This window comes from Paraburkholderia megapolitana (assembly GCF_007556815.1).
GTDB classification, from domain to species: Bacteria; Pseudomonadota; Gammaproteobacteria; order Burkholderiales; family Burkholderiaceae; genus Paraburkholderia; species Paraburkholderia megapolitana.
The window spans coordinates 3,527,538-3,548,867 of record NZ_CP041745.1; the positions used below are offsets into that span (position 1 = coordinate 3,527,538).

Consider the following 21,330-nt stretch of genomic DNA (forward strand, 5'->3'; position numbering starts at 1 on the left):
ATACATTTCTAGATACTCCTTGAGTATCGCATCTACTTTCAGGAACCGGACATGTTCCACCGCAAACTCAACAGATGGCGCCCAGCCGCGCATCCGGGCAGCCGCCTCGCGGCGCTGCTCGGTACGCTCGCGCTGGCCGGCTGTGCGAGCTTCGGCGGCACGGCGGCGCTCGAGCGGATCACGCCGCCGCAGCAATACGATCCGGGCAACGACATCCGCGCCGCGACGGCAAGCGGCGACATTGCAAAAGAGTGGTGGAAAGCCTTTGGCGACCCCTCTCTCGACCGGTTGATGCAGGATGCGCTGAGCGACGCGCCGACGCTAAAAGCCGCGCAAGCGCGCGTCAGCGAAGCCCTGGCGCAAGCCGATGTGCGCGCCGCCGATACGTTGCCGCAACTCGACGGCGCGATCAGTGCCGCGCCGACCCGCTTCCCCGCCAGCTACACGGTCCCGCCGCCCGCGGCCGGTCACTGGCAGATCGACGCGCAGGCATTGCTGAACGCGTCGTTCGATCTCGATCTGGCCGGCCGCCTACGCGCGCTGACGCGCTCCGCGACGCTGCGTGCCGGGCAGCAACAGGCGCTCGCACAGGCCACGACGATTGCCTTGCAAAGCGCAATCGTCACGACCTACCTGCAGCTCGACCTCGCCTGCCGGCTGCTCGGCATCGCCCAGGACACGCTTGCACAGCACAACTATCTGCTGCGGCTCACCAACCAGCGCGTGACAGCCGGCCTCGACATGCGGCTCGCCTCGCTGCGCGCGAGCGAGCCGATTCCGCTTGCCGAGAGCGAGGTGGCAAAACGCACTGCCGACGTCGCACTGCTACGGCACCGGCTCGCTGCGCTTGCCGGCCGCGGCCCCGGTTACGCGGACACTCTGGTCCCCGCGCCGTCGATGCTCGACGCTCGCCCGACGCTGCCGGCCACCCTGCCCGCCGGTCTGGTGGGACGACGACCCGACATCCTCGCCGCACGCTATCGGGTCGAGGCGGAATCGGCGGGTATCGACGCGGCGCGCGCCGCGTTTTACCCGGATATCAATCTGCTGGCCTTCGCCGGTGTGCAGAGCCTCGGATTCCATGCGCTCTTCAACGGCAACAGCGGCTCGTTCGGCGCCGGCCCAGCAATCTCGCTGCCGATTTTCGAAGGCGGCCGGCTGCGTGCCGGTTTGCGTGCGCAAACCGCCGCCTACAACGCAGCGGTCGCCGACTACGACGACACCGTCGTCAACGCGCTCGCGCAGGTCAGCGATGCGCTCGTCCAGATCAAGGCGCTCGGCCAGCAGCAGGCGTTGACGCAGGAAGCGCTGGCGCGTGCGCAGCAGGCCTACGACCTCGAGACGCGCCGCTATCGGCAGGGCATGTCGGGCTACCTCGACGTGCTGCTCGCGCAGGGCCGACTCTACGAGGACGAAGCCGCGCATGCGCAGGCCGGCACCGCGCTGCTGATCGAACACGTCCAGCTAATCGCGGCGCTGGGCGGCGCCCCCACCGATGGAGCATCGCCATGACCCAACCCGATACGGCCGCCGCGGCAGCCAGCGCCGGCGACGGCAAATCCGCCACGCCCACCGCAGCACCGGGCAGCCCGGCTACGGAGCCAGCCAGCCAGGCCGCACGCCGGCGCCGCTATTTCCGCTGCTTCGGTGCGGTGCTGGTGCTGTTCGCGCTGGCGAGTGGCGCCTTCTCCTGGCTCACCGGACGCGGCACAGAATCGACTGACGATGCCTACGTCGCCGGCGACGTCGTGCAGGTGTCCTCGCAAATACCGGGTACCGCGGTCGCCGTGATCGCGCAGAACACCGACTGGGTCGATGCCGGCGCGCCTCTCGTCGAACTCGATCAGGCTGACGCCCGACTGTCGCTCGACAGCGCGGTCGAACAACTGGCGCATGCGGTGCGCGAATATCGCGCCGCGCATGCCGACGCGGAACGCGAAAACGCGCAAACCCGGCTGCGCGAAACCGATGCGGCACGCGCGGCCGACGATCTACAGCGGCGCCTGAGCCTGGCCCGCGATGGCGGCGTCGCACTCGAGGACATCCGCCACGCGCGCGATTCGGTCAGCGCGGCCGCCGCGTCGCTCGATGCGCAGCGCGCGGCCTATATGTCGAGCGCCGCGCGCACTGACGGCACGACAATCGATTCGAACCCGCTCGTGCGCGCCGCGGCCGCGCAGGTCCGCAGCGCCGCGTTGGCGCTGCACCGCACGGAGATCCGCGCGCCCCTCGCCGGCCTCGTCACGCGCCGGGTCGTCCAGGTCGGCGAGCGCGTGACGCCGGGCGGCGCCGTGATGGCCATCGTGCCGCTCGACCGGGTCTGGGTCGAGGCCAACTTCAAGGAGTCGCAACTGCGCGAGATGCACGCGGGCCAGCCGGTCGAATTGCAGGCGGATCTCTACGGCAGCAGCATCGTTTATCACGGCCGGATCGAAGGCTTCGAGGCAGGCACCGGTGCAGCCTTCGCGTCGGTCCCCGCGCAAAACGCCACCGGCAACTGGATCAAGGTCGTGCAACGGGTACCGGTGCGCATCGCGCTCGATCCGCGAGAACTGCGCGCGCATCCGCTGCGCATCGGTCTGTCGATGAACGCCGCCGTGTCGGTCGGCGAGAGCAGTGGCAACGGCGGTAGCAGCGCACACGCCGGTACCGCCGTTGCCATGCCGCTGGTAGCGGCCGCGACAGCCCACCCGGTCGACATCACGGAGATCTTCCGCGGCGACGAAAACATCGGCGACAAACTCGTCGCGCAGACCATCCGCGCGAACAGTCCCGTCCCGCAGGCGGCGCTCAGTGCGCGCAAACCCGGAGCATGACGATGCGCCTGTTCGCCGCCACGGCAGCCCCCATGCGCCCGCTCGAACCGATGTCGGGCCCCGCGCTCGTCTTCGTCGCCATCGCCATCAGCGTCGCGAACTTCATGCAGACGCTCGATCTCACCATTGCGAATGTCGCGGTCCCGACCATCGCCGGCGATCTCGGCGTGGCGCCCGATATGGGCACGTGGATGCTGACATCGTTTGCGACACCGCTCGCGATCACCCTGCCGTTGACCGGCTGGCTCGCGCAGCGCTTCGGTCAGGTGCGGCTCTTTCGCATCGCGGTCGTGCTGTTCGTGCTGACCTCGATTCTTTGCGGACTCGCGCCGAATTTCGAATCGCTGCTGGTATTCCGCGCGCTGCAGGGCGCGGCGTCGGGACCGATCACGGCGCTATCGCAAGCGCTGCTGGTCGCGGTGTTCCCCGCGAAAAAGCGCAATGTCGCGCTGTCGGTCTGGCAGACGACCACGTTCGTCGCGCCGGTGCTCGGCCCGATCGCGGGCGGCTGGATCACCGACAACCTGACATGGCCCTGTATCTTCTATGTCAACGCGCCGACCGGCGCGATCGTGCTGCTGGTCCTGACGCGCTGCCTCGCGGGTCGAGACAATCCGACCCGCAAGCTTCCCGTCGATGTGGTCGGTCTGTTGCTGCTCGCCGCATCGTTCGGTTCGCTGCAGTTGCTGCTCGATCGCGGACAAAATCTCGACTGGTTCAGCGCCACGCCGATTCGCGTGCTGGCCGCAATCGCCGCCGTTTCATTTGTCGCACTGATCCTGTGGGAATTGACCGACGCTCATCCGATCGTCGACCTGCGGCTCTTTGCCGATCGCAATTTCACGGCCGGCACGATCGCCGTCACGCTCGGCTTCGGCGTCTATTACGGCGCGCTCGTGCTCGTGCCGCTGTGGCTGCAGACCGAGCAGGGCTACACCGCGACCTGGGCCGGTATCGCAACGGCGCCGCTCGGACTCGCGGGCATCGTCATTGCGCCGCTCATTGGCCGCATACAAGGTCGCATCGATCCGCGCCGGCTTGCGACGGTCGCACTGGTCGGCTGGGGCGCCGCATCGTTCTGGCGGATGGGTTTCAACACCGACGTGCCGATCGGCGACATCGCTGGCAATTCGTTGCTGATGGGCGCCGCGACCGCGTTCTTCATCACGCCGCTCGTCTCGCTTTCGATTGCCGGATTGCCGCGCGAACGGTTGCCCGCTGCGTCCGGTGTCCAGAACGCGTTGCGCCGGATCGGTACCAGCGTCGCGACCTCGATCGCGCCGACCTACTTCGAGCGCCGCTCGCGCGTCCACACCACCTATCTGGTCGATCGCATCACACCGTTCGATCCCGCCGCAACCGACTGGATCAATTCGCTCGAACATGCAGGCATGTCCACGCGAGGCGCACTCGCCTCGGTTTCGCGCTCGATCGACGTGCAGGCTCACATGCTGGCGCTGAACGATTTCTCATTCGGCTGCCTGCTGCTGTTCGGCGCAACCTTGCTGACGGTCTGGTTTATTCGCTACAGACGGCCGTGATGGGGGTAGCGCCCGGGCGAGCCGGGCGTTCGGACAGGTGTGGGGATCAGGCGAACTCGCGACCGGCAAGCTGATAAGCCGCCCGCGCACGATCGGTGCGATGCAACGGCGGCAACACCGTCGAAGCGCCGACCGACAACGCGTCGTAACCGAATACCCAGTCGGGCTCGGTGGGTCCGCGCATGAACGTATTGGCGGACGACACGCGATGCACCCGGCCAAGCCGGTCGATGCGGTGCTGCGCATAGGTCGCAAACGCCGCGCCAAATTCCGTCGAGCCCTTGATCGCTCGCAGCAGGATCGTGGCGTCCTCGAGCGCCATCGCTGCGCCCTGCGACATGAACGGGCGCATCGGATGACACGCGTCGCCGATCAACACGACGCGATCGTTGCCGAATTCGAACTGCGGTGCACGTTCGAACAACGCCCATTTGGCCACCGAATCGCGCGGCGCCCTGGCAAGCATGTGACGCACATCGGGATGAAAATCGTCGAAGAGACTGCGCATCTCGTCGACATCGCCGGGCATCGACGATGCATCGGTCGGCCACTCGGCCTGTGGTGTCATCGCCGCGAAATAGAATTCTTCGCGCGCACGGTCGAGCCAGTAGGAGAGCACGAAGGTGTGCTCGCCCCACCATTTCGTCAGGTCCTCGACCGGCAGATTCTCCAGCAATGCACGCGGGTACGAGCCGCGAAACGCGACCTGGCCGGAATACACTGGCTTCTCGAAGCCGCGCAGCACCTCGCGAACCCGCGACCGGAGTCCGTCGGCGCCGATCACGACATCGGCGTGCGCACGGGAACCGTCCTCGAAAGCGAGCTCGACGGTCTCGCCGCGCCAGTCGAGCCCGGCGAGCCGCTTACCCCACGTCACCGACCCGGGTGTCACGGCCGACATCAGCGCCGCATGCAGGTCGCCGCGCTTCAGCGCGACGAAGGTCGCACCGAAGCGCTCGCTTGCGGTGTTGCCGAGCGTGAGCCGGTACAGCAATTCGCCGTCGCTCGCGCGACGATTGACGAATGCAGCGGGCTCCTGGCCCGCCAGCAGCGCCTGGCGGTGTACGCCAAGCAGTTGCAGCACCCGCATCAGGTTCGGGCTCAGATGAATGCCTGCGCCGACCCGCATGAAACGCGGCGCCTGCTCATAGATCGCTACATCGAACCCCTCGCGCTGCAGGAGCGCACCGAGTGCGCTGCCGCCAAGCCCAGCCCCCACGATTGCGATGCGCGCGCCCGCTTGTCTGCTGATCATCGAACGACTCCTGTTGACGGTTCAATCGTTCACAATCCCTCGACCATGATGCCGATGCTGTGCGCGCTTCGGTCGCGGAATGCTTTCGCAGTCTGATACTCGGTGGACTGGTACCAGGCCTGCGCCTGTTCAGTCGAATCGAACTCGAGCACGACGACCCGCTTCGGGCTCCAGTCCCCTTCGAGTGTTTGCGCAGCGCCGCCGCGCACGAGGAAACGTCCGCCATAAGATGCGAGCGTTGGTGCGCCGAGCCTGCGGTATTCCTCGTAGGCGTGCGGATCGTGTATGTCGATGTCGAAGACGATATAGGCTGGCATGGCGGATTCCTCGCTATCAGGACGCTGGGAGCGCGGCAAGCGCGATGCTCTGCGTATGCGCCGCCGACAAACGCAGTTCGCGCGCGGCCTGATATTCGGACGATGCATGCCAGCGGCGCGCCGCCTCCAGATCGTCGAACTCGAGCACGACGATGCGCCGCGGCGACCAGTTGCCTTCCAGTGTCACGACGTCGTCGCTGCGGGCAAGGACGCGGCCGCCATGCGCCGCGATGGTCGGCACGCCCAGCTCGCGATAGCGCGCAAAGGCAACCGGATCGTGCACGTCGACATCGACTAGTACATATGCACTCATGCTCGCTCCTTGCACGAGGTGGCGGGGTCCGCAAGCGCGGGTTCGTCCAGCAGCACGAACACACGTCCCTCCTCGATCTTCACCGGATAGGTCCGCACGCAGGTTTGCAGCGGCGCGCACAGCGCCTCGCCGGTGCGAACGCTAAAGCGCCCCTGGTGCAGTGGACACTCGATCTCGTCATCGAGCAGGAACCCGTCACTGAGTCGGGCCGCACCGTGGGTACACTGGTTCTCGGTAGCGAAGATCGCATCGTTGACCGCATACAGCGCCACATCGTGTCCGTCGACGACAATGCCCGCGAGTCCCTCCGCGCGCACGGCGTCGACATCGATTGCAAATTTCCAGTCCATGCTCATCGAAGCACCTGTCAGATCGGATAGATAAGGGAGTTGGGAATCATCTCGCTGTCGAACACGCAGATGCGCGACTCGAAGCGCAAACCGGCCGGCGTCTTGCGAATGCGGTCCAGATAACGACCGGTGTTGTAGACATCGCTCATCTGTTCGCATTTCGTGCGCAGGACCGCGTAGTTCGTTTCCGCTTCGATGAGTTCGCCGTCGCAGGCGTGGATCAACGGCGTGCCGATCAGATGCCGCTGGTAGTACGGGTCGAAGAACAACGTCTCCTTGATGCCGTACACCCGGTCCTTCAACATGCCCTTGCTCTCGAACGCGAGCACGGCTAGCGGCCGCCCACGTTCGTGGTTTTCGCGCGGCAGGACCTGATAGACGCAGTCCTCCACGAAGAACTCGGGCCACGCGTCCCAGTCCCCCGCGTCGAGGACGGCCGCGTAACGCGCATTCAACGCGACGAGCGCATAGAAATCGTCGAAATCGACCTGTGGCCGTGTGCCGCCTGTCACGCGCGGACGGGCGCTTTCGAGTGCTGTTGTGATCGCCGTCATTCAAGCCTCCATGACCTGACGCCAGTATTGATACATGCCGCGCACGAGTGTCTCGCTCACCATGTGATCGGTGTGATCGTCGACCTGGCGGCCGCCGAGTTCGTTGAAGACATGTCCGTGCTGGATCTGTTCGAAGCTTTGCTGAACGCATTCGATGACTTCGCCGTCGTCCGCGGAAACGAAACCGGCAGGACCGAACAGATTGGCCTGCCGCAGGCGGCGGCGGGTCATCGCTTCGTCGTCGGTTTCAAAGCCGAAGTGCGTCCAGACGTAATCGAACACGCCGGGGCTAACGGGCCGGATACGGCGCGTGGACAGCGCATTGACCTGCTGCTGGATGATCACGCTCGGCATCAACGTCAGCATCACGACGGTGGGCTCTCCCCACCACGGCTCGTGCACCACGTCGAGGAAGCGATCGTCGTTCAGCGTCATGCGCTCCTTGAAACTCGTCACGTTCTGCGTGACCTCGCCGCCGCCACCGCCGCTGCGAATCGAGATCATTGCGCCGTGCCGGTGGTGTGCATCGGTGACGAGCTCGGCCGGATTGTCCGCCCGCCACAAGCCGAAGTTGACGAACCATGTGTGCAGCAGACCTGCGTGATAGGGGTCCTTGATGTTCTCGACCATCAGCTTCCAGTTACTCGGCACGCGTTGGCGCGTATAGCCGAGCACCGTCAGCTTCGGACCGTGAAACAGCCGGTCGTAGTAGCCGAGAATCTTCGGTCCGAGGAAGTCCTCGAACGACTCGACGTTCTGATCGAATGAAGCGAACACCGCCCCGCCCCGGGTCGATACGCGCAAACGCCGCAGCCCGTGGTTCTTTGGATCGAAGTCCGGCGGCATGCCGCCATTGATACGCCCACCCTGTCTGACGCCGCGCCGGAACGGCACGCCGATCAGATTGCCCTGCAAATCGTAATTCCATTGGTGATAAGGACAGTGGAAGTCCTGGGCGTTGCCGGAGCGCTCGCGGCAGAACTGCATGCCGCGATGGGCGCAGGCGTTTTCGAGCACGACGACTTCGCCGTCCGCGGTGCGTGTCATGATGACCGAGCGCTCGCCGACTTCGGTGCGCTGAAAATCGCCGGGTGCCGGAATCTCTGCTTCGAGGCCGATGTAGCACCAGTGCCCCGCATAGAAAAGCCGCTCCAGTTCGCGCTGATAAACCGCTTCGCTGGTATAGGCCTCGAAAGGCGTTCTGCTCGCGCCATCGCCTTTCCAGTCGAGTGCGATGGGGAATTCATTGGGTGCGTTCAAGAAAAACTCCTTGTCAGTGGGTAATGGCTTGCGCCGCATGCATCTCGCTGCGTGCCTCGCGGGCCGCCTGAAGTTCGCCGCTTGTGAGCCCGCTTGTGAGCCCGCTCGTCAGCCCGCCTGTCAGCCGGCGTCGTTCGCGCACGGCATCGGCGAGGCGCTCGACGAGTTCGACCGTATCGCTCCAGCCGAGACACGCGTCGGTAATGCTCTGTCCGTACACGAGCGATGCGCCCGGCCCGATGTCCTGACGTCCCTCGACCAGATGCGACTCCAGCATCAGGCCAGCGACATGCGACTCGCCATGAGCGAGGCGTTTCGCAATGTCCTCGCACACGCCGATCTGCGCCTGCGCGCGCTTGCCGCTATTGCCGTGGCTCGCGTCGACAACCACGTGTGCCGGCAAGCCGGCCCGACGCAATTCGGCGCAGGCGGACGCGACGCTCGGCGCGTCGTAGTTGGGCACCTTGCCGCCGCGCAAGACGACATGCGCGCTGCGATTGCCGCGCGTCGCCACGATTTCGAGTGCGCCGTCGTCGGACGGTGCAAGGTAGTGATGCGCGCCGCGTGCCGCCTCGACTGCATCGATCGCGATGCGGACGTTGCCGTCGGTGCTGTTCTTGAAGCCGACCGGCGCGGCAAGGCCCGACGCTGTCTGACGATGCGTTTGCGATTCGGTAGTGCGCGCGCCGATCGCGCACCACGACACGAGGTCGTCGAGATACGGCACGGTCATCAGATCGAGGAACTCGGTGGCAGCGGGCACGCCAAGCGCATGAATGTCGACGAGCAGACGACGGGCTACACGCAAACCGGTCTCGATACGAAACGTGCCGTCGAGCATCGGGTCGTTGATCCAGCCTTTCCAGCCCACTGTCGTACGCGGCTTTTCGAAGTACACGCGCATGACGATCTCGAGCGCGTCGGTGTGCTTGCCGCGCAGTCTGGCGAGACGCGCTGCATAGTCGAGCGCGGCGTTCGCGTCATGGATCGAACAAGGTCCGACGATCAGCGCGAGGCGATCGTCGTGGCCTGCGAGTATGCGTGCCAGCGACTCCTGGGTACGACGCACGAGCGCTGCCGCTTCGCCCGTCACCGGTAGCGATGCGCGCAATTGCGCAGCCGTTGAAACGGCGCCCGCGCAAACACGGCTGGGCACGAACGGCATCTGAGTGAACTGCTCCATGAGAATCCCGCCTTGGACAAATGTTTCGGCTAATCACACCTGCTTTTTCATTTGACCAATTAGAGCGGATCGAAAGCGACGTCGATACTGTCAGAACTTGCACTTAAAAATTTCCCAACGCGATTCACTGATATTTTTCTCAGTATCGTGGCCGTTTTTATTCCACTACCGTTGTGTCGTGGCAAATCAATTCGATTGTGAAATTACCTAACATTTCCACGGAGACCGATCATGGAAAAGAAGCATTTCGAAACCTCAATTGAAGTCAAGTATCGCGACACCGATTCGATGGGACACGTGAGCAGCCAGGTGTATTACGACTATTTGCAGCACGCGTATCTGACCTTCATGCATCGTCTTCTGGAGATGCCGTTCTCGGAGAAGCTGCCGCACATCATGGTGAAGACCGCGTGCGAGTACGTGAAGCCTGCGCAGTACGGCGACACGATCAAGGTGTGCAGCAGCGTGACGCGCTTCGGCTCGAAGAGCTTCGAGCTCGAGCATCTGATGGTGCGTGGCGACGGCGCCGACGCGGTCGTGGCGAAGGCTTCATCCACACATGTGATGTACGACTACTCAAGCAACGCGACGATCCCGGTTCCCGAAGCATTCAAGAATCGCGTGCTGGAATTTCAAGGCGTGCTTTGATCGTTCGTTTACCAAGATGCGGAGGCTCTTACTGTGCGCGCCTCCGTGCGGCAAAGGATTGCCGCTATCGCGCAGCGAGCGCGTTGTCGATCGGGATGGCGGCAGGGTAGCGGTTGTCCGCTCGATGCCAGCCGCTGCTGCTGCTGATGATGGCGCCCGCCCTGTGCGCTGCCGCAGGTTACGTCCGCTCCGGCACTATCGTGCTACCCCTCGCGTAACACTCATTCCATACGATCCTGCATCTTCTTCCTGGAAAGCCTCCGGGGCGACAAAGCCGACGCGCCCGGATGCTACCCTGCCTTTACGCAAATACAATCAAACCGAGCAGCACCGCTTTCACTACCGCATGGGTCTTATTGGAAGCATCCAGCTTCATGATCGACTTTGCGATGTGAAAATTAATCGTGCGCTCGGTAAGGCCCAATATTATTCCGATTTCGTATGATGTTTTTCCCTGTGCCGACCAGCGCAATACCTCACGTTCGCGCAGGCTTAACGGCGAACTGAGATTCAGGAAAAGGGGGCGCTCAGCTAACTCGTTCATGAGATGCTCCATAGCGGAAAGTGCAGGTACTCAATCGACGCGCGAATCGCGGGTATTTTCAAATGCTTCCAATAATTTTTATGTAAGCGAGGTGCTGTCGTCGGGTGGATAGCGACATGCAAAGGTAGAGCGCGCGGTATCGCTACCGATTGTCCCTAGCATACTGAGTGTCAAATTGCTGCGGAAGACGCGCGCCGCGCAATGTCTCCATGACTCCCACGCACGGTCTGAAACGTGCGGCAGCGCCGCTAAACTTGCGCGTTCATTCGATATCGTCGCGCGAGGAACTACCCTCGATCGCGCAAACATGGCGCAGGCATCCGCGCAACCAGCGATGCGGCCGGTCCTTGTCGAAACGCGGGTGCCATATCTGCGAAACGGTCAGCTCACCTGTGGTTACCGGTAACGCAAAACTGAACATCCCTACGCGCGATTTCTCCGTTTGCCGCTCGGGCACATTCGCGATCATGTCCGATTGACGCGCAAGCGACAGCGCAGCAGGAAAACCCGGCACGACGACACTGACTGTGCGTTGCAGACCAATGCCTGCGAGCGCCGAATCGATCGGTCCGCTCTGGTAACCGCGACGCGATACGCTGATGTGCTTGAACCCGACATATCGCTGCGCCGTCACTTCGCCTTGCGCGAGCACGTGATCCGCTCGCACGACACCGATGAAACGATCGCGAAACAAGGCCTGGATGCGCAATTCCGGCCCGGTGTCGCCGACGACGCCGATCTCGACGTCGACGAGACCATCGCGCAACGCGGCGACATTCTTGTCGGGTTTGGGCGCGAATCTGACGTGCACGCCGGGTGCGGCCTCGTCGATGTAGCTGATCAGGTTTGCCGCGAAGGTATCGAGAAAACCGTCATTGGCGCGAATCGTGAAGGTTCGCTCCAGGGTGGCCACGTCGAAGTCGGTGCAGGGATAGAGCACCGAATGCGCATCCTCGACCACCGCACGAACTCGCGTGCGCAGCTCTAACGCGAGCGGCGTCGGCACAAGCTCACGGCCCGCGCGTACCAGCAGCGGGTCCCCCGTGGTCGCCCGGAGCTTGGCGAGCGAGCGGCTCAATGCGGACGGACTGAGTTCGAGGCGTTGCGCGGCGCGCGCAACGCTATTTTCCGCCAGCAACGCATCCAGTACGACCAGCAGATTGAGATCGACATAAGCCATCGGCTATCCCATCCATGTGGCGTTCGAGAGATTGGTTTGTGTCGCTAAACAAGGTGCCTCTGTAACGTAAACGGTTGACGTTCGACGTTGAGTAAGAGAGACGGGTGTGATGGACTATGGCAGAGAAAATTAAACCTGCATCGGTTTAAATTCGATTCAGGCCGGTTGCCTGAATGACTTCGCGAGACGCGTCCGGGATTCAGTCCCCACGCGTTATGCGCAGCGGATTATTTCATTTGCCGATGCGAAGGCTTCGACTGAAACGGAACAATCGGGTCGCCGCCAGCCGGCCCCAGATTTACACCCAGCCACAACTCGTGCAAACTCCACTGACCGCATCTCTATCTCCATCTATCCGGACCCTACTGTCCTATGGCGTTCAATATCGTGTTCTGGGCCAATACGAACGGACTTTGCAATCCTCGCCCGGTCACGTCCCTATCTGTCTCCCTCCCTGTCCGCCGACTACCGCCCGGCCGCTGAGCCATGACGTCTTGGCGGCCGTAGCCGTTCCACGACCGCATTCGCGGATGCATACGGATTAAATACGGATTAAAGCAGCCGGTTGAAACCGTTTCGCCGGCAAGGGGTAACAGATGGCATACGATCCAAAGACGATCGAACCCAGGTGGCAAGCCTATTGGGACGAGCATTCGACGTTCCGGGCAGAGATCGATCCAGCGAAAGAGAAGTTCTACGTACTGGACATGTTTCCCTACCCATCGGGAGCCGGGTTACATGTCGGACATCCAGAGGGATATACCGCGACCGACATCCTGTGCCGGTATAAGCGTATGCGCGGTTTCAACGTGCTGCATCCAATGGGCTGGGACAGCTACGGCTTGCCTGCGGAGCGCTACGCGATGCGCACCGGCGTTCATCCGGCCATCACGACGAAACGCAACATCGAAACCTTTCGCGGCCAGGTCAAGCGATTGGGGTTTTCGTACGACTGGAGCCGCGAGCTGGCCACCACCGATCCAGGCTATGTGCGCTGGACACAATGGATCTTCCTGAAGCTGTTCGAACGCGGCCTCGCCTATCAAGCCGAGATGGCGGTGAACTGGTGTCCCGCGCAAAACACCGTGCTCGCCAATGAAGAGGTGAAAGACGGCAAATACGTCGAGACAGGTGACCCGGTTGTACGTCGTCCGATGCGGCAATGGATGTTGCGTATCACCCGCTACGCCGATCGCCTCATCGACGATCTGGAGGAACTGGGCTGGCCGGAAAGCGTGAAGGCCATGCAGCGCAACTGGGTCGGCCGATCGGAAGGCGCCGATATCGACTTGCCGATTGCGAACAGCAACCATTCGATAACCGTCTTCACGACACGACCGGACACCCTGTTCGGTGCGACCTTTTGCATTCTCGCGCCTGAGCACGAGTTGCTCGCCAGTATCGTTACGTCCGACGCGCGCGCTGCTGTCGACACGTACATCGACCAGGCAAAAGCGTTGGACGAAACAGTGCGCAGCGACACCGGGCGCAAGAAGACCGGGGTGTTTACCGGTGCATACGCCATTAACCCCGCGAACGGGAAGCGCTTGCCGGTCTGGGTCGCCGACTACGTGTTGAGCGGCTATGGCACGGGCGCGATCATGGCAGTGCCGGCACACGACCGGCGGGACTACGAGTTTGCGCAGACCTTCAGCTTGCCGATTATCAAGGTCGTCGATGACGGTACCGGCGGCGATATCGCCGATGCTGCTTACGAAGGCGATGGCCCGATGGTCAATTCCGGCTTCCTGAATGGGCTGCCGACCGCGCAGGCTAAACAGGCGATGTTGCAGTGGCTGGAGCAGCACGGCGCGGGGCACGCGAAGACGACTTATCGTTTGCGCGACTGGCTGTTCTCGCGTCAGCGTTATTGGGGCGAACCCATTCCAGTCCTGCACCTCGCGGATGGATCGATCGTGCCGTTACCCGAGGACTCGCTGCCTCTGCTGCCACCCGAACTCGACGATTACAAGCCTGCCGCAGGCGGGGAGCCGCCGCTCGCACGCGCAGTGGACTGGGTTCGGACCACCGTGCCGGGCACCGATATCGCCGCAGTGCGCGAGACGAACACGATGCCGCAATGGGCCGGCTCGAGCTGGTACTTCCTGCGCTTCCTCGACCCGCACAACGATCGCGAGTTTGTTAGCACGGAAGCCGAGAAGTACTGGATGCCGGTGGACGTCTATGTCGGCGGTACCGAGCAGACAGTGCTGCATTTGTTGTACGCCCGCTTCTGGCACAAGGTGTTGTACGACATCGGTGTGGTCTCGACTAAAGAACCGTTCCGCAAGCTCTTCAATCAGGGCATGGTGCTGGCCTTTTCGTACAAGGATGCATCGGGTCGTTACTACGAACCCGATCAGGTGACCGAGCGCGATGGCAAGTATTTCAGCGCAGGCGAGGAGCTGAGCAGCCAGGTCGAAAAGATGTCGAAGTCGCGCTACAACGTAGTGAACCCGGACGATGTCGTGGAAGAGTACGGCGCGGACTCGTTGCGACTCTATGAAATGTTCATGGGGCCGCTGGACGTCGCCAAGCCCTGGCAAACGTCGGGCTTGATCGGCGTTCGCCGTTTTCTCGAACGCGCGTGGCGTATCGTTTGCGACGACAACGACATGCTGCATCCGTTGATACAGGATGCCTCGAGCTACCCGCAGGAGTTGCTGCGCTTACGCCACAAGACGGTACGCGCCGTGACGGAGGACATCGAAGGGTTGCGTTTCAACACCGGCATCGCGCGGTTGATGGAGATGGCTAACGTTCTCACACACTCGCCGGTTCGGCCGCGCGAGATCGTTGAGACCTTCGTCAAGTTGCTGGCACCGTTCGCACCGCATGTGGCAGAAGAGTTGTGGGGCAAGCTGGGGTACGACGGCACGCTTGCCTATGCTTCGTGGCCGGGCTTCGATCCTGATCTGTGTGTCGACGAAAGCCATGAATATGTCGTGCAGGTTAACGGCAAGGTGCGTCATCGGTTTCGCGGTGAAACCGGACTCGACGCTCATGGCCTCATCGTCGCGGCGAAGGCCGAGCCGGAAGTCGGCGCGCTGCTGAAAGGTCGCGACGTGATGAAGGAAATCGCGATTCCTGGTCGACTGGTGAATTTTGTTGTTCGGGAGTAGCGTTATTCTACGATCATGGTTGACGCGGCAGGCTTGGCACTCCTTGCTCGCTTTCCGCGAGCAAGGAGTGCGTTACTTTTGGGGCGTCCGGGCGGTATACGACCACCCGCTGTGCGGCAAAATCCGAAAACTGAACCAGGAGCCTGCGTCAATCCATGATTAGCCACTACCCTCAGTTTCGTAACGGCGCGGCGCGTGGTCTCGTGCATAAGCTCGGCGGTTTGCCTTGGGGATTCCCCACCGGGCGTTGGCCGGTGTGCGAAGAATGTGGCCGACCAATGAGCCATCTCGCGCAATTTCCCGGGCAGTCGCTCGACGAACACTCCCCCTCTCTACTGATACCCGCTGATGAAGTCCTGTTCATTTTCAAGTGCGAGTGGGACAGCGTATGCAGTTTCTGGGAGAGCGATGGTGGAGCCAACGCGATCTTCAGCATTCCGCGCGGGGAGCTGGGCGACTGTTCGACTGAGGCTCCCGTTCACGCGAAGGACGGTGCGCCGGAGATTCTTCCGGAACTCGGAGTAGCCAGGTGGCGCGTCGAAGACGATGGTGTACCCGCCGAACTGGAAGACGCTTTCTACGACTACGGTCGACACTTCGTTCTACCGAGTGAAATGGCACATCCTCATGATTGGGCTGGCGAGTGGCGAACCAAGTTCTGCGGTGCACCATACTGGACAGCAAACGGGGCACAGCAGGTGCCACCAGGTCGACTATTGCTACAGATCGACAACTGGGTTCAGATGGACGATGGCAGTTTCAGAGAGGTTGCAAACTTCTGTTCGGACGGAACGGCGTTCGTCTTTGTCGATCGCTCGCGGACGCCATTGATCTACTCGATGATCATCAACCGCTGAGCGTCGATCTCGCGTCGAGCGGCCCGGTTCAGCCGTTCGACATGGCCGCTCGGTTCGTCGACAATTGCAGCAGAGCGCCACGCTTAGGGGCTCCACACCGGTATCGCATGACTGACTATGGAAGAGAGCACATGACCATTCAGTTGCATAACCCAGCCAACATCGTTACACCGTTCTCCCGTTACAGCCATGGCGCATCGGCCCCTGCCACTGCGCGCTGGTTGCACATCTCCGGTCAGGTCGGTGTCACCCCCGACGGCGCCGTTCCAGAAGACGTGGAGAAGCAGATGGAACTGGCCTGGGACAACCTGTTCGCGGTGCTGGCCGATGCCGGCATGGCCGTGACGGACCTGGTCAAAGTCGACGGCTTCATTACCCGCGCGGATCTCGTACCGCTCTACCGCACGGTGCGCGAGCGACGCCTGGCCGGGCATGCGACTGCCTCTACTCTGGTGATCGTCGCGGGTCTCGTCGTGCCGACGCTTCACGTCGAGATTCAGGCTGTCGCGGCGAAGTAGGATGGCAGAAGAGCAACGGTCCACGCGAGCAAGCGCCGCCCGTCAGAGACCTGTTCACTTCACACGCTCCGGCGGCCCGTGAGGTAAACCGCAGATTCGCGAGAAGCACATAAGGAACCCGCCAGCACGCACGATTATGGATACCCGAGACATCACCACCGAACCCGCCTGGATGCGTATCGCAATCGCCGAACGCGGTGTCAAACGTTTTCCGGCCGGCGATACGAACCCGCGGATAGTCGAATACAACAACCAGACCAACCTCGCTGGTTACGACGACAAGGTCTCCTGGTGTTCCTCGTTCGCTAACTGGTGCCTGATAAACGCCGGAATTCGCGGGACGGGGTCGGCGGTGGCGCGGTCCTGGCTCGATTGGGGAATCGCTCTCGAGCGCCCGGTCTATGGCTGCATCGTAGTGCTGACACGCGACGATCCCACAAGCTGGAAAGGGCATGTCGGTTTCTATCTTCGCCACGATGCCCAGGATGTTTTCCTCTTTGGCGGAAACCAGCTCGATGAGGTCCGCGAGTTGGCGTATCCGCTCGCCTCGGTTCTCAGTTACAGGTGGCCGGAGTCGTTCTGAGACCGTTCGCGTCCATTCGGTGCATCAGCGGACTGGTAAAAACCTAACGACAGCGCCGACACGCTGCGCTTTTTCTTTCCGCGTACACTGCGATAGCACCCGCCTCAGCGTCGGTTTCCGCCCTGTCGCGTGCAACCTTCGACCGGCATGCCGATGCCCCTTCGAACACTGAACGTTGCGGAACGATGCCCCGATGCGCTACAAACTCCCGCCATTGAACACGCTCAGAATCTTCGAAGCGGTCATGCGGCGCGGCTCGATACGACAGGCCGCGGACGAGCTGTGCATTACGCCCCAGGCGGTCAGTCATCAACTGAAACTGCTCGAAGAATCGCTCGGCCGACAACTGCTCGATCGCCATGTACGCAGCGTCACGCCAACCGAGTCCGCCGAAATGCTGGCGGAGTATGTGCGCCGCGGGCTCGACCAGATCGCCGAGGGCGTGTCGCTGATCAAGCGCGCACGGGCTACCCCGAAACTGTTCCTGCGCGTGAGTCCGTACTTCGCGACCGCCTATCTGATCCGCCACCTCGGCAACTTCACGCAGCCGTTTCCCGAACTCGACTTCAGGATGTCGATCGGCGTTGAACTGGTGGACTTCGATGCGTCCGGTCTGGATGCGGCGATCCATTGGGGGTATGGCGGTCATCACGAGTTCGTCGAAACGCCGCTGATCGAAGATCTCAAGGTGCTCGCATGTACGCCCGCCCTGCTCGAGCAGAAACCGCTCAAAACGCCGGCAGATCTGCTGCGCCACAAGCTGATTTCGCCGCTCGGCGCCAACAGCCTGTGGCGCGATGTGCTTGCGCTACTAGGTGTCGAGGAACCGGCCAGTCATTCGATGTTGATGCTGGATACGCATAGCGCCATGCTCGAAGCAACGCTTGCCGGTCTCGGTGTGGGTTTCATCTCCTGGCTCGACGCGCTGGTGGAGATCCGCTCCGGGCGACTGGTCGCACCGTTCGGTGTCGATCTGCTGAGTCGCCTGCCGGTCGAGAAAACGCCGAAGTTTTTTCTGCTGACCAGACCCGAGCGTAAGGATTCCGAGGTGCTGACGAACTTCAGTCGCTGGCTGGTCGACTATGTGTGCCGCGAGGATATCGTCGGCTATCCGTCGCGTTGTCGCTGACACGGCCGCTGATGCAGGCCATCGCTTTGTAGAAGCTAACCGGCAACCGGCGCGTCGCCGTGCATCGGCTTGCCGGTCCGGTCATGGCAGAACAGCAGCGCGACGACGCCGACCGCCGCGGCGGCGATCAGGTAGTACGCCGGAATCATCCGGCTACCGGTGGCCTGGATCAACCATGCATTGATCATTGGTGCGGTGCCTGCAAACAGCGCCACCGACACGTTGTAACTGATCGCCATCCCCGTGAACCGCACGCTCGTTTCGAACAGCGATGGCACCTTCGAAAAGATGCACGACAGCATCGCCGCGAGGCAGAGGTTCAGCAGCGCGAGTGCCGCTAGCCGCGTGGCGAAGCTGCCAGTCATCAGCAGATGAAAACACGGTACCACGAGGACTGCGACGGCAAGCACGCCGCTCAGCATCACAGTCTTGCGGCCGATGCGATCGGCAAGTGCGCCGAGCAGCGGGATCATTGCAACCAGGAAAATCTGCGAGACAAGCGAGATCGTGAGCCCCGTCGACGCGTCGAGCTTCAACGTGCTGACCAGATAGGTCGGCGTATAGGTGACGACGGTGAAGAGCGTCACGTTCGTCACGATGATCAGGCCGCTCGATTGCAGCAGCGGACCGGCATGCGTCCTGAACAGATAGCGCCAGCCGGCACGCTGACCGGTGCGGTGTTGGGCGGCCTCGAACGCAGGCGTCTCCTCCAGCCGATAGCGGATATACAAACCGATCCCGCCGAGCGGCAGCGCGAGCAGAAACGGCAGGCGCCATGCCCACGCATCGATCTGCGCGACCGAGAAGAAATGCGTCAAGGCAGCGACGACCACTGCACCGAAGCAAAAACCGCTCATGCAGCCAACCTCGATCCAGCTTGTGATCGCCGTCCGGTTGCGGTCCGGACAATACTCGGCCACGAAAATCGCTGCACCACTCGCCTCGCCGCCCGCGGACACACCTTGCAGCAGACGAAATATGATGAGCAGAGCCGGCGCGGCAACACCGATCGTCGCGTGATCGGGAATCAGGCCGATGCAAAACGTTGCGACGGCCATCAGGATGATCGTGGCGGTCAGCACTTTTTTGCGCCCATAGCGATCGCCCATCGGTCCGAAGATGAGCCCACCGAACGGCCGCGCGAAAAACGCAATCGCGAATGCGGCCAGCGATGCGATCAGTTGAACGCCCGGCGTGCTGGCCGGAAAGAAGACACGGCCCATGATCGACGCGAGATAGCCGTACACGGAAAACTCGAACCACTCGACAAAACTCCCTAGCACGGAAGCCAGCACCACGCGCTTGAGCTCGCGATCGCCGACGCGCCGCCGTGCGTAGACAGTGGCGCCACTATCGCTATCGGGTTGGGAGACCACGCGTTGTAGTTCGTCGGCCGGGTTGAGTGCGTCGATGTTCATGAGTGTCGCTCGCGTTAAAAGGTGATCGGGCTGTGAACGCCGGCTGGCTATCGGCTGGTTACGAAATATCGTCCGGTGGATCGAATGCGTGCGGATAGTCGCGCTGCGCCTGCTCCCGGCTCAGATAGCCATTGGCGACGTCGCTTGCGACCCGCTCCGGCGAACGGCCCGACGCCCGGCCATAGCCGCCGCCGCCCGGCAGATCGAGCACGAGCCGCTGCCCCGGTGGAATCGCCTGACGGCCCTTGGTGCGCAACACCGTGCCGTCGTCGAGCCGCACCTTGCCGGCCGCACCGTTGCCGCCGCCGTGATGGCCACGCGCCGGAAACATCACGCGGTCGAACATCGCGTTCAGGCTGAAGTGGTAGCCCTCGGTGGCGCCGATCTCGATGCGCTGCCCGAGCCCCCCGCGCCAGGTACCGGCACCGCCCGAGTCGGGTCGCAGCTCCTTGCGCCACACGACGATCGGTCCGATGCTCTCGGTCACTTCGACGGACATCGTGTGCACGCCGCTCGGAAACGCGGTGGCGTTCAGGCCGTCGCTGGCCGGCCGTGCGCCCGTACCGCCGCTGTTGAAGATCAACATTTCGAAGCGGGCGTCGCGGTTATCGTCGCGCAAACCCTGGAACTTCATCTGCAGATTCCACAGTGCACTCGCGCCTTCGGCGGGAATCGCGCCCGGACACAGATCCTGCATCGCGCCCAGTACGACATCGGGAATCAGATGGCCGATCACATGACGCACGGCAACCGGCGCGGGACGCGGTGCATTGAGGATGCAGCCCGCCGGCGCATCGATCTCGAACGGCCGCAGCGAGGCCCAGTTGTTTGGAATCTCGGGAGCAATCGCGCATTTGAGCGCGTAGCACGCGTAGGCTTTCGTGTAGGTCAGCGGCACGTTGATGCCGTGCGCGCTCGGCCCCGACGTGCCCGCGAAATCGGCGCGCATCGTGCCGTCTTTCGCTTCGAGCGTAACGGCGAGTTTGACCGGTTGCTCGTAGCCGTCGATGGTCATCGCATAGCGATGCATGCCGCGCGGCAGTGCGGCGATACGCTCGCGCGTTGCACGCTCGCTGTGCTCGAAGATGTAGTCCGCCAGTTCCGTCAGATCGTCCAGCGCGAACTCGTCCATCATCGCGTCGAGCCGCTTCCTGCCGGTTTCGTTGCAGGCCGCGAGCGAATGGAAGTCGCCGACCACCTGCTGCTGTTCGCGCACGTTGACGCGCAACAGCGCGATCAGATCGGCGTTCAGCTCGCCGCGGCGGAAGAGCTTCATCGGTGGAATGCAGAGCCCTTCTTCGTAGACATCGAGCGCATCCGGACCGAAACCGCGACCGCCGATATCGACGACGTGCGCGGTCGCCGCAAAAAATCCGATCGGGCGCGACTCGCCAGTAGTGTTGCGAAACACCGGCGTCACGACCGTGATGTCGTGCAGGTGACCGGTGCCAAGCCACGGGTCGTTCGTGACAAGTACATCGCCGGGATCGAGCTGGTTGGGATCGAAGCGTTCGATGAAATGCCCGACCGACTCGGCCATCGAATTGACGTGCCCCGGCGTACCGGTCACGGCCTGCGCCATCATGCGCCCCTGGCTGTCGAACACCCCCGCCGACAGATCGCCGGCCTCGCGGACGCTGGTGCAGAACGCGGTGCGGATCAACGTGATGGCCTGTTCTTCGACAACCGAGATCAAGCGGTTCCACATGATCTGCGCACGAACCTGAATCGTTGTATCCATT

At 62.7% G+C, this 21,330-nt stretch carries 20 protein-coding genes; 9 read left to right on the forward strand and 11 right to left on the reverse strand.

Annotated features, from left to right (window positions below):
- The first annotated feature begins 51 nt into the window (after positions 1-51).
- From FNZ07_RS29040 to FNZ07_RS29050, 3 genes are read left to right on the forward strand one after another with little or no spacing between them, the layout of a single operon-like run.
- Positions 52-1,512, forward strand: coding sequence for an efflux transporter outer membrane subunit (locus tag FNZ07_RS29040; RefSeq protein ID WP_091011312.1), 1,461 nt, complete (start codon positions 52-54; stop codon positions 1,510-1,512).
- Complete coding sequence (locus FNZ07_RS29045) at positions 1,509-2,816, forward strand: HlyD family secretion protein (RefSeq protein ID WP_091011311.1); 1,308 nt, start codon at positions 1,509-1,511, stop codon at positions 2,814-2,816. Before FNZ07_RS29040 ends, FNZ07_RS29045 begins: the two co-directional genes overlap by 4 nt.
- A 2-nt stretch (positions 2,817-2,818) precedes the next feature.
- Positions 2,819-4,357 (forward strand): DHA2 family efflux MFS transporter permease subunit, encoded by a 1,539-nt coding sequence (locus FNZ07_RS29050; RefSeq protein ID WP_091011310.1) that lies wholly within the window; start codon positions 2,819-2,821, stop codon positions 4,355-4,357.
- 46 nt (positions 4,358-4,403) lie between these two features.
- On the opposite strand, the gene FNZ07_RS29055 is transcribed toward FNZ07_RS29050, so the two are convergent.
- Genes FNZ07_RS29055 through FNZ07_RS29085 form a run of 7 tightly spaced genes read right to left on the reverse strand, consistent with a single transcriptional unit; the run spans position 4,404 to position 9,571 of the window.
- Positions 4,404-5,612, reverse strand: coding sequence for an FAD-dependent monooxygenase (locus FNZ07_RS29055; RefSeq protein ID WP_091011309.1), 1,209 nt, complete (start codon positions 5,610-5,612; stop codon positions 4,404-4,406).
- 29 nt (positions 5,613-5,641) lie between these two features.
- Positions 5,642-5,929: a DUF1330 domain-containing protein gene (locus FNZ07_RS29060; protein ID WP_091011308.1), complete on the reverse strand. Its 288-nt coding sequence runs from the start codon at positions 5,927-5,929 to the stop codon at positions 5,642-5,644.
- A gap of 16 nt (positions 5,930-5,945) precedes the next feature.
- Complete coding sequence (locus tag FNZ07_RS29065) at positions 5,946-6,242, reverse strand: DUF1330 domain-containing protein (RefSeq protein WP_091011307.1); 297 nt, start codon at positions 6,240-6,242, stop codon at positions 5,946-5,948.
- A complete protein-coding gene (locus FNZ07_RS29070) occupies positions 6,239-6,598 on the reverse strand; it encodes a non-heme iron oxygenase ferredoxin subunit (protein WP_091011306.1) in 360 nt (119 codons plus the stop codon). The genes FNZ07_RS29065 and FNZ07_RS29070 overlap by 4 nt, the downstream gene beginning before the upstream one ends.
- An 11-nt stretch (positions 6,599-6,609) precedes the next feature.
- The gene (locus FNZ07_RS29075; protein ID WP_091011305.1) at positions 6,610-7,146 is read right to left on the reverse strand and encodes an aromatic-ring-hydroxylating dioxygenase subunit beta; all 537 of its coding nucleotides are present in this window, start codon (positions 7,144-7,146) and stop codon (positions 6,610-6,612) included.
- Positions 7,147-8,406 carry a Rieske 2Fe-2S domain-containing protein gene (locus FNZ07_RS29080; RefSeq protein ID WP_091011304.1) on the reverse strand — a complete coding sequence of 420 codons (1,260 nt, stop codon included), beginning with the start codon at positions 8,404-8,406 and terminating at the stop codon, positions 7,147-7,149. It abuts the gene before it with no gap.
- A 13-nt stretch (positions 8,407-8,419) separates the two neighbouring features.
- A complete protein-coding gene (locus tag FNZ07_RS29085) occupies positions 8,420-9,571 on the reverse strand; it encodes a 3-deoxy-7-phosphoheptulonate synthase (protein WP_091011630.1) in 1,152 nt (383 codons plus the stop codon).
- 249 nt (positions 9,572-9,820) lie between these two features.
- Here FNZ07_RS29085 and FNZ07_RS29090 point away from each other — a divergent pair, with 249 nt between their 5' ends.
- Positions 9,821-10,237, forward strand: coding sequence for an acyl-CoA thioesterase (locus FNZ07_RS29090; protein WP_091011303.1), 417 nt, complete (start codon positions 9,821-9,823; stop codon positions 10,235-10,237).
- A gap of 301 nt (positions 10,238-10,538) precedes the next feature.
- Here FNZ07_RS29090 and FNZ07_RS29095 read toward each other — a convergent pair whose 3' ends face one another.
- Together FNZ07_RS29095 and FNZ07_RS29100 are read right to left on the reverse strand one after the other, a co-directional pair.
- Positions 10,539-10,781, reverse strand: a complete 243-nt coding sequence (locus FNZ07_RS29095) for a helix-turn-helix domain-containing protein (RefSeq protein WP_091011302.1) — start codon at positions 10,779-10,781, stop codon at positions 10,539-10,541.
- A gap of 262 nt (positions 10,782-11,043) precedes the next feature.
- Positions 11,044-11,961: a LysR family transcriptional regulator gene (locus tag FNZ07_RS29100; RefSeq protein ID WP_091011301.1), complete on the reverse strand. Its 918-nt coding sequence runs from the start codon at positions 11,959-11,961 to the stop codon at positions 11,044-11,046.
- Between the two features lie 596 nt (positions 11,962-12,557).
- Between FNZ07_RS29100 and leuS the strand changes: the two genes are divergently transcribed.
- From leuS to FNZ07_RS29125, 5 genes are all read left to right on the forward strand, one after another.
- A complete protein-coding gene (leuS, locus tag FNZ07_RS29105; RefSeq protein ID WP_091011300.1) occupies positions 12,558-15,083 on the forward strand; it encodes a leucine--tRNA ligase in 2,526 nt (841 codons plus the stop codon).
- Positions 15,084-15,238: 155 nt separating this feature from the next.
- A complete protein-coding gene (locus FNZ07_RS29110; RefSeq protein WP_091011299.1) occupies positions 15,239-15,940 on the forward strand; it encodes a YwqG family protein in 702 nt (233 codons plus the stop codon).
- 131 nt (positions 15,941-16,071) lie between these two features.
- A complete protein-coding gene (locus FNZ07_RS29115) occupies positions 16,072-16,458 on the forward strand; it encodes a RidA family protein (RefSeq protein WP_170275857.1) in 387 nt (128 codons plus the stop codon).
- Positions 16,459-16,594: 136 nt separating this feature from the next.
- Complete coding sequence (locus FNZ07_RS29120) at positions 16,595-17,041, forward strand: NlpC/P60 family protein (RefSeq protein ID WP_245811451.1); 447 nt, start codon at positions 16,595-16,597, stop codon at positions 17,039-17,041.
- Between the two features lie 193 nt (positions 17,042-17,234).
- A complete protein-coding gene (locus FNZ07_RS29125; RefSeq protein ID WP_091011297.1) occupies positions 17,235-18,170 on the forward strand; it encodes a LysR substrate-binding domain-containing protein in 936 nt (311 codons plus the stop codon).
- 35 nt (positions 18,171-18,205) lie between these two features.
- On the opposite strand, the gene FNZ07_RS29130 is transcribed toward FNZ07_RS29125, so the two are convergent.
- Together FNZ07_RS29130 and FNZ07_RS29135 are read right to left on the reverse strand one after the other, a co-directional pair.
- Positions 18,206-19,588: an MFS transporter gene (locus FNZ07_RS29130; RefSeq protein ID WP_091011296.1), complete on the reverse strand. Its 1,383-nt coding sequence runs from the start codon at positions 19,586-19,588 to the stop codon at positions 18,206-18,208.
- A gap of 58 nt (positions 19,589-19,646) precedes the next feature.
- Positions 19,647-21,329 (reverse strand): hydantoinase B/oxoprolinase family protein, encoded by a 1,683-nt coding sequence (locus FNZ07_RS29135; RefSeq protein WP_091011295.1) that lies wholly within the window; start codon positions 21,327-21,329, stop codon positions 19,647-19,649.
- Position 21,330 lies beyond the last annotated feature (1 nt).

Coding starts and splice junctions, on each gene's coding strand:
- FNZ07_RS29040 (WP_091011312.1), top strand. CDS start 52: ATGTTCCACCGCAAACTCAACAGATGGCGCCCAGCCGCGCATCCGGGC.
- FNZ07_RS29045 (WP_091011311.1), top strand. CDS start 1,509: ATGACCCAACCCGATACGGCCGCCGCGGCAGCCAGCGCCGGCGACGGC.
- FNZ07_RS29050 (WP_091011310.1), top strand. CDS start 2,819: ATGCGCCTGTTCGCCGCCACGGCAGCCCCCATGCGCCCGCTCGAACCG.
- FNZ07_RS29055 (WP_091011309.1), bottom strand. CDS start 5,612: ATGATCAGCAGACAAGCGGGCGCGCGCATCGCAATCGTGGGGGCTGGG.
- FNZ07_RS29060 (WP_091011308.1), bottom strand. CDS start 5,929: ATGCCAGCCTATATCGTCTTCGACATCGACATACACGATCCGCACGCC.
- FNZ07_RS29065 (WP_091011307.1), bottom strand. CDS start 6,242: ATGAGTGCATATGTACTAGTCGATGTCGACGTGCACGATCCGGTTGCC.
- FNZ07_RS29070 (WP_091011306.1), bottom strand. CDS start 6,598: ATGAGCATGGACTGGAAATTTGCAATCGATGTCGACGCCGTGCGCGCG.
- FNZ07_RS29075 (WP_091011305.1), bottom strand. CDS start 7,146: ATGACGGCGATCACAACAGCACTCGAAAGCGCCCGTCCGCGCGTGACA.
- FNZ07_RS29085 (WP_091011630.1), bottom strand. CDS start 9,571: ATGCCGTTCGTGCCCAGCCGTGTTTGCGCGGGCGCCGTTTCAACGGCT.
- FNZ07_RS29090 (WP_091011303.1), top strand. CDS start 9,821: ATGGAAAAGAAGCATTTCGAAACCTCAATTGAAGTCAAGTATCGCGAC.
- FNZ07_RS29095 (WP_091011302.1), bottom strand. CDS start 10,781: ATGAACGAGTTAGCTGAGCGCCCCCTTTTCCTGAATCTCAGTTCGCCG.
- FNZ07_RS29100 (WP_091011301.1), bottom strand. CDS start 11,961: ATGGCTTATGTCGATCTCAATCTGCTGGTCGTACTGGATGCGTTGCTG.
- leuS (WP_091011300.1), top strand. CDS start 12,558: ATGGCATACGATCCAAAGACGATCGAACCCAGGTGGCAAGCCTATTGG.
- FNZ07_RS29110 (WP_091011299.1), top strand. CDS start 15,239: ATGATTAGCCACTACCCTCAGTTTCGTAACGGCGCGGCGCGTGGTCTC.
- FNZ07_RS29115 (WP_170275857.1), top strand. CDS start 16,072: ATGACCATTCAGTTGCATAACCCAGCCAACATCGTTACACCGTTCTCC.
- FNZ07_RS29120 (WP_245811451.1), top strand. CDS start 16,595: ATGGATACCCGAGACATCACCACCGAACCCGCCTGGATGCGTATCGCA.
- FNZ07_RS29125 (WP_091011297.1), top strand. CDS start 17,235: ATGCGCTACAAACTCCCGCCATTGAACACGCTCAGAATCTTCGAAGCG.
- FNZ07_RS29130 (WP_091011296.1), bottom strand. CDS start 19,588: ATGAACATCGACGCACTCAACCCGGCCGACGAACTACAACGCGTGGTC.
- FNZ07_RS29135 (WP_091011295.1), bottom strand. CDS start 21,329: ATGGATACAACGATTCAGGTTCGTGCGCAGATCATGTGGAACCGCTTG.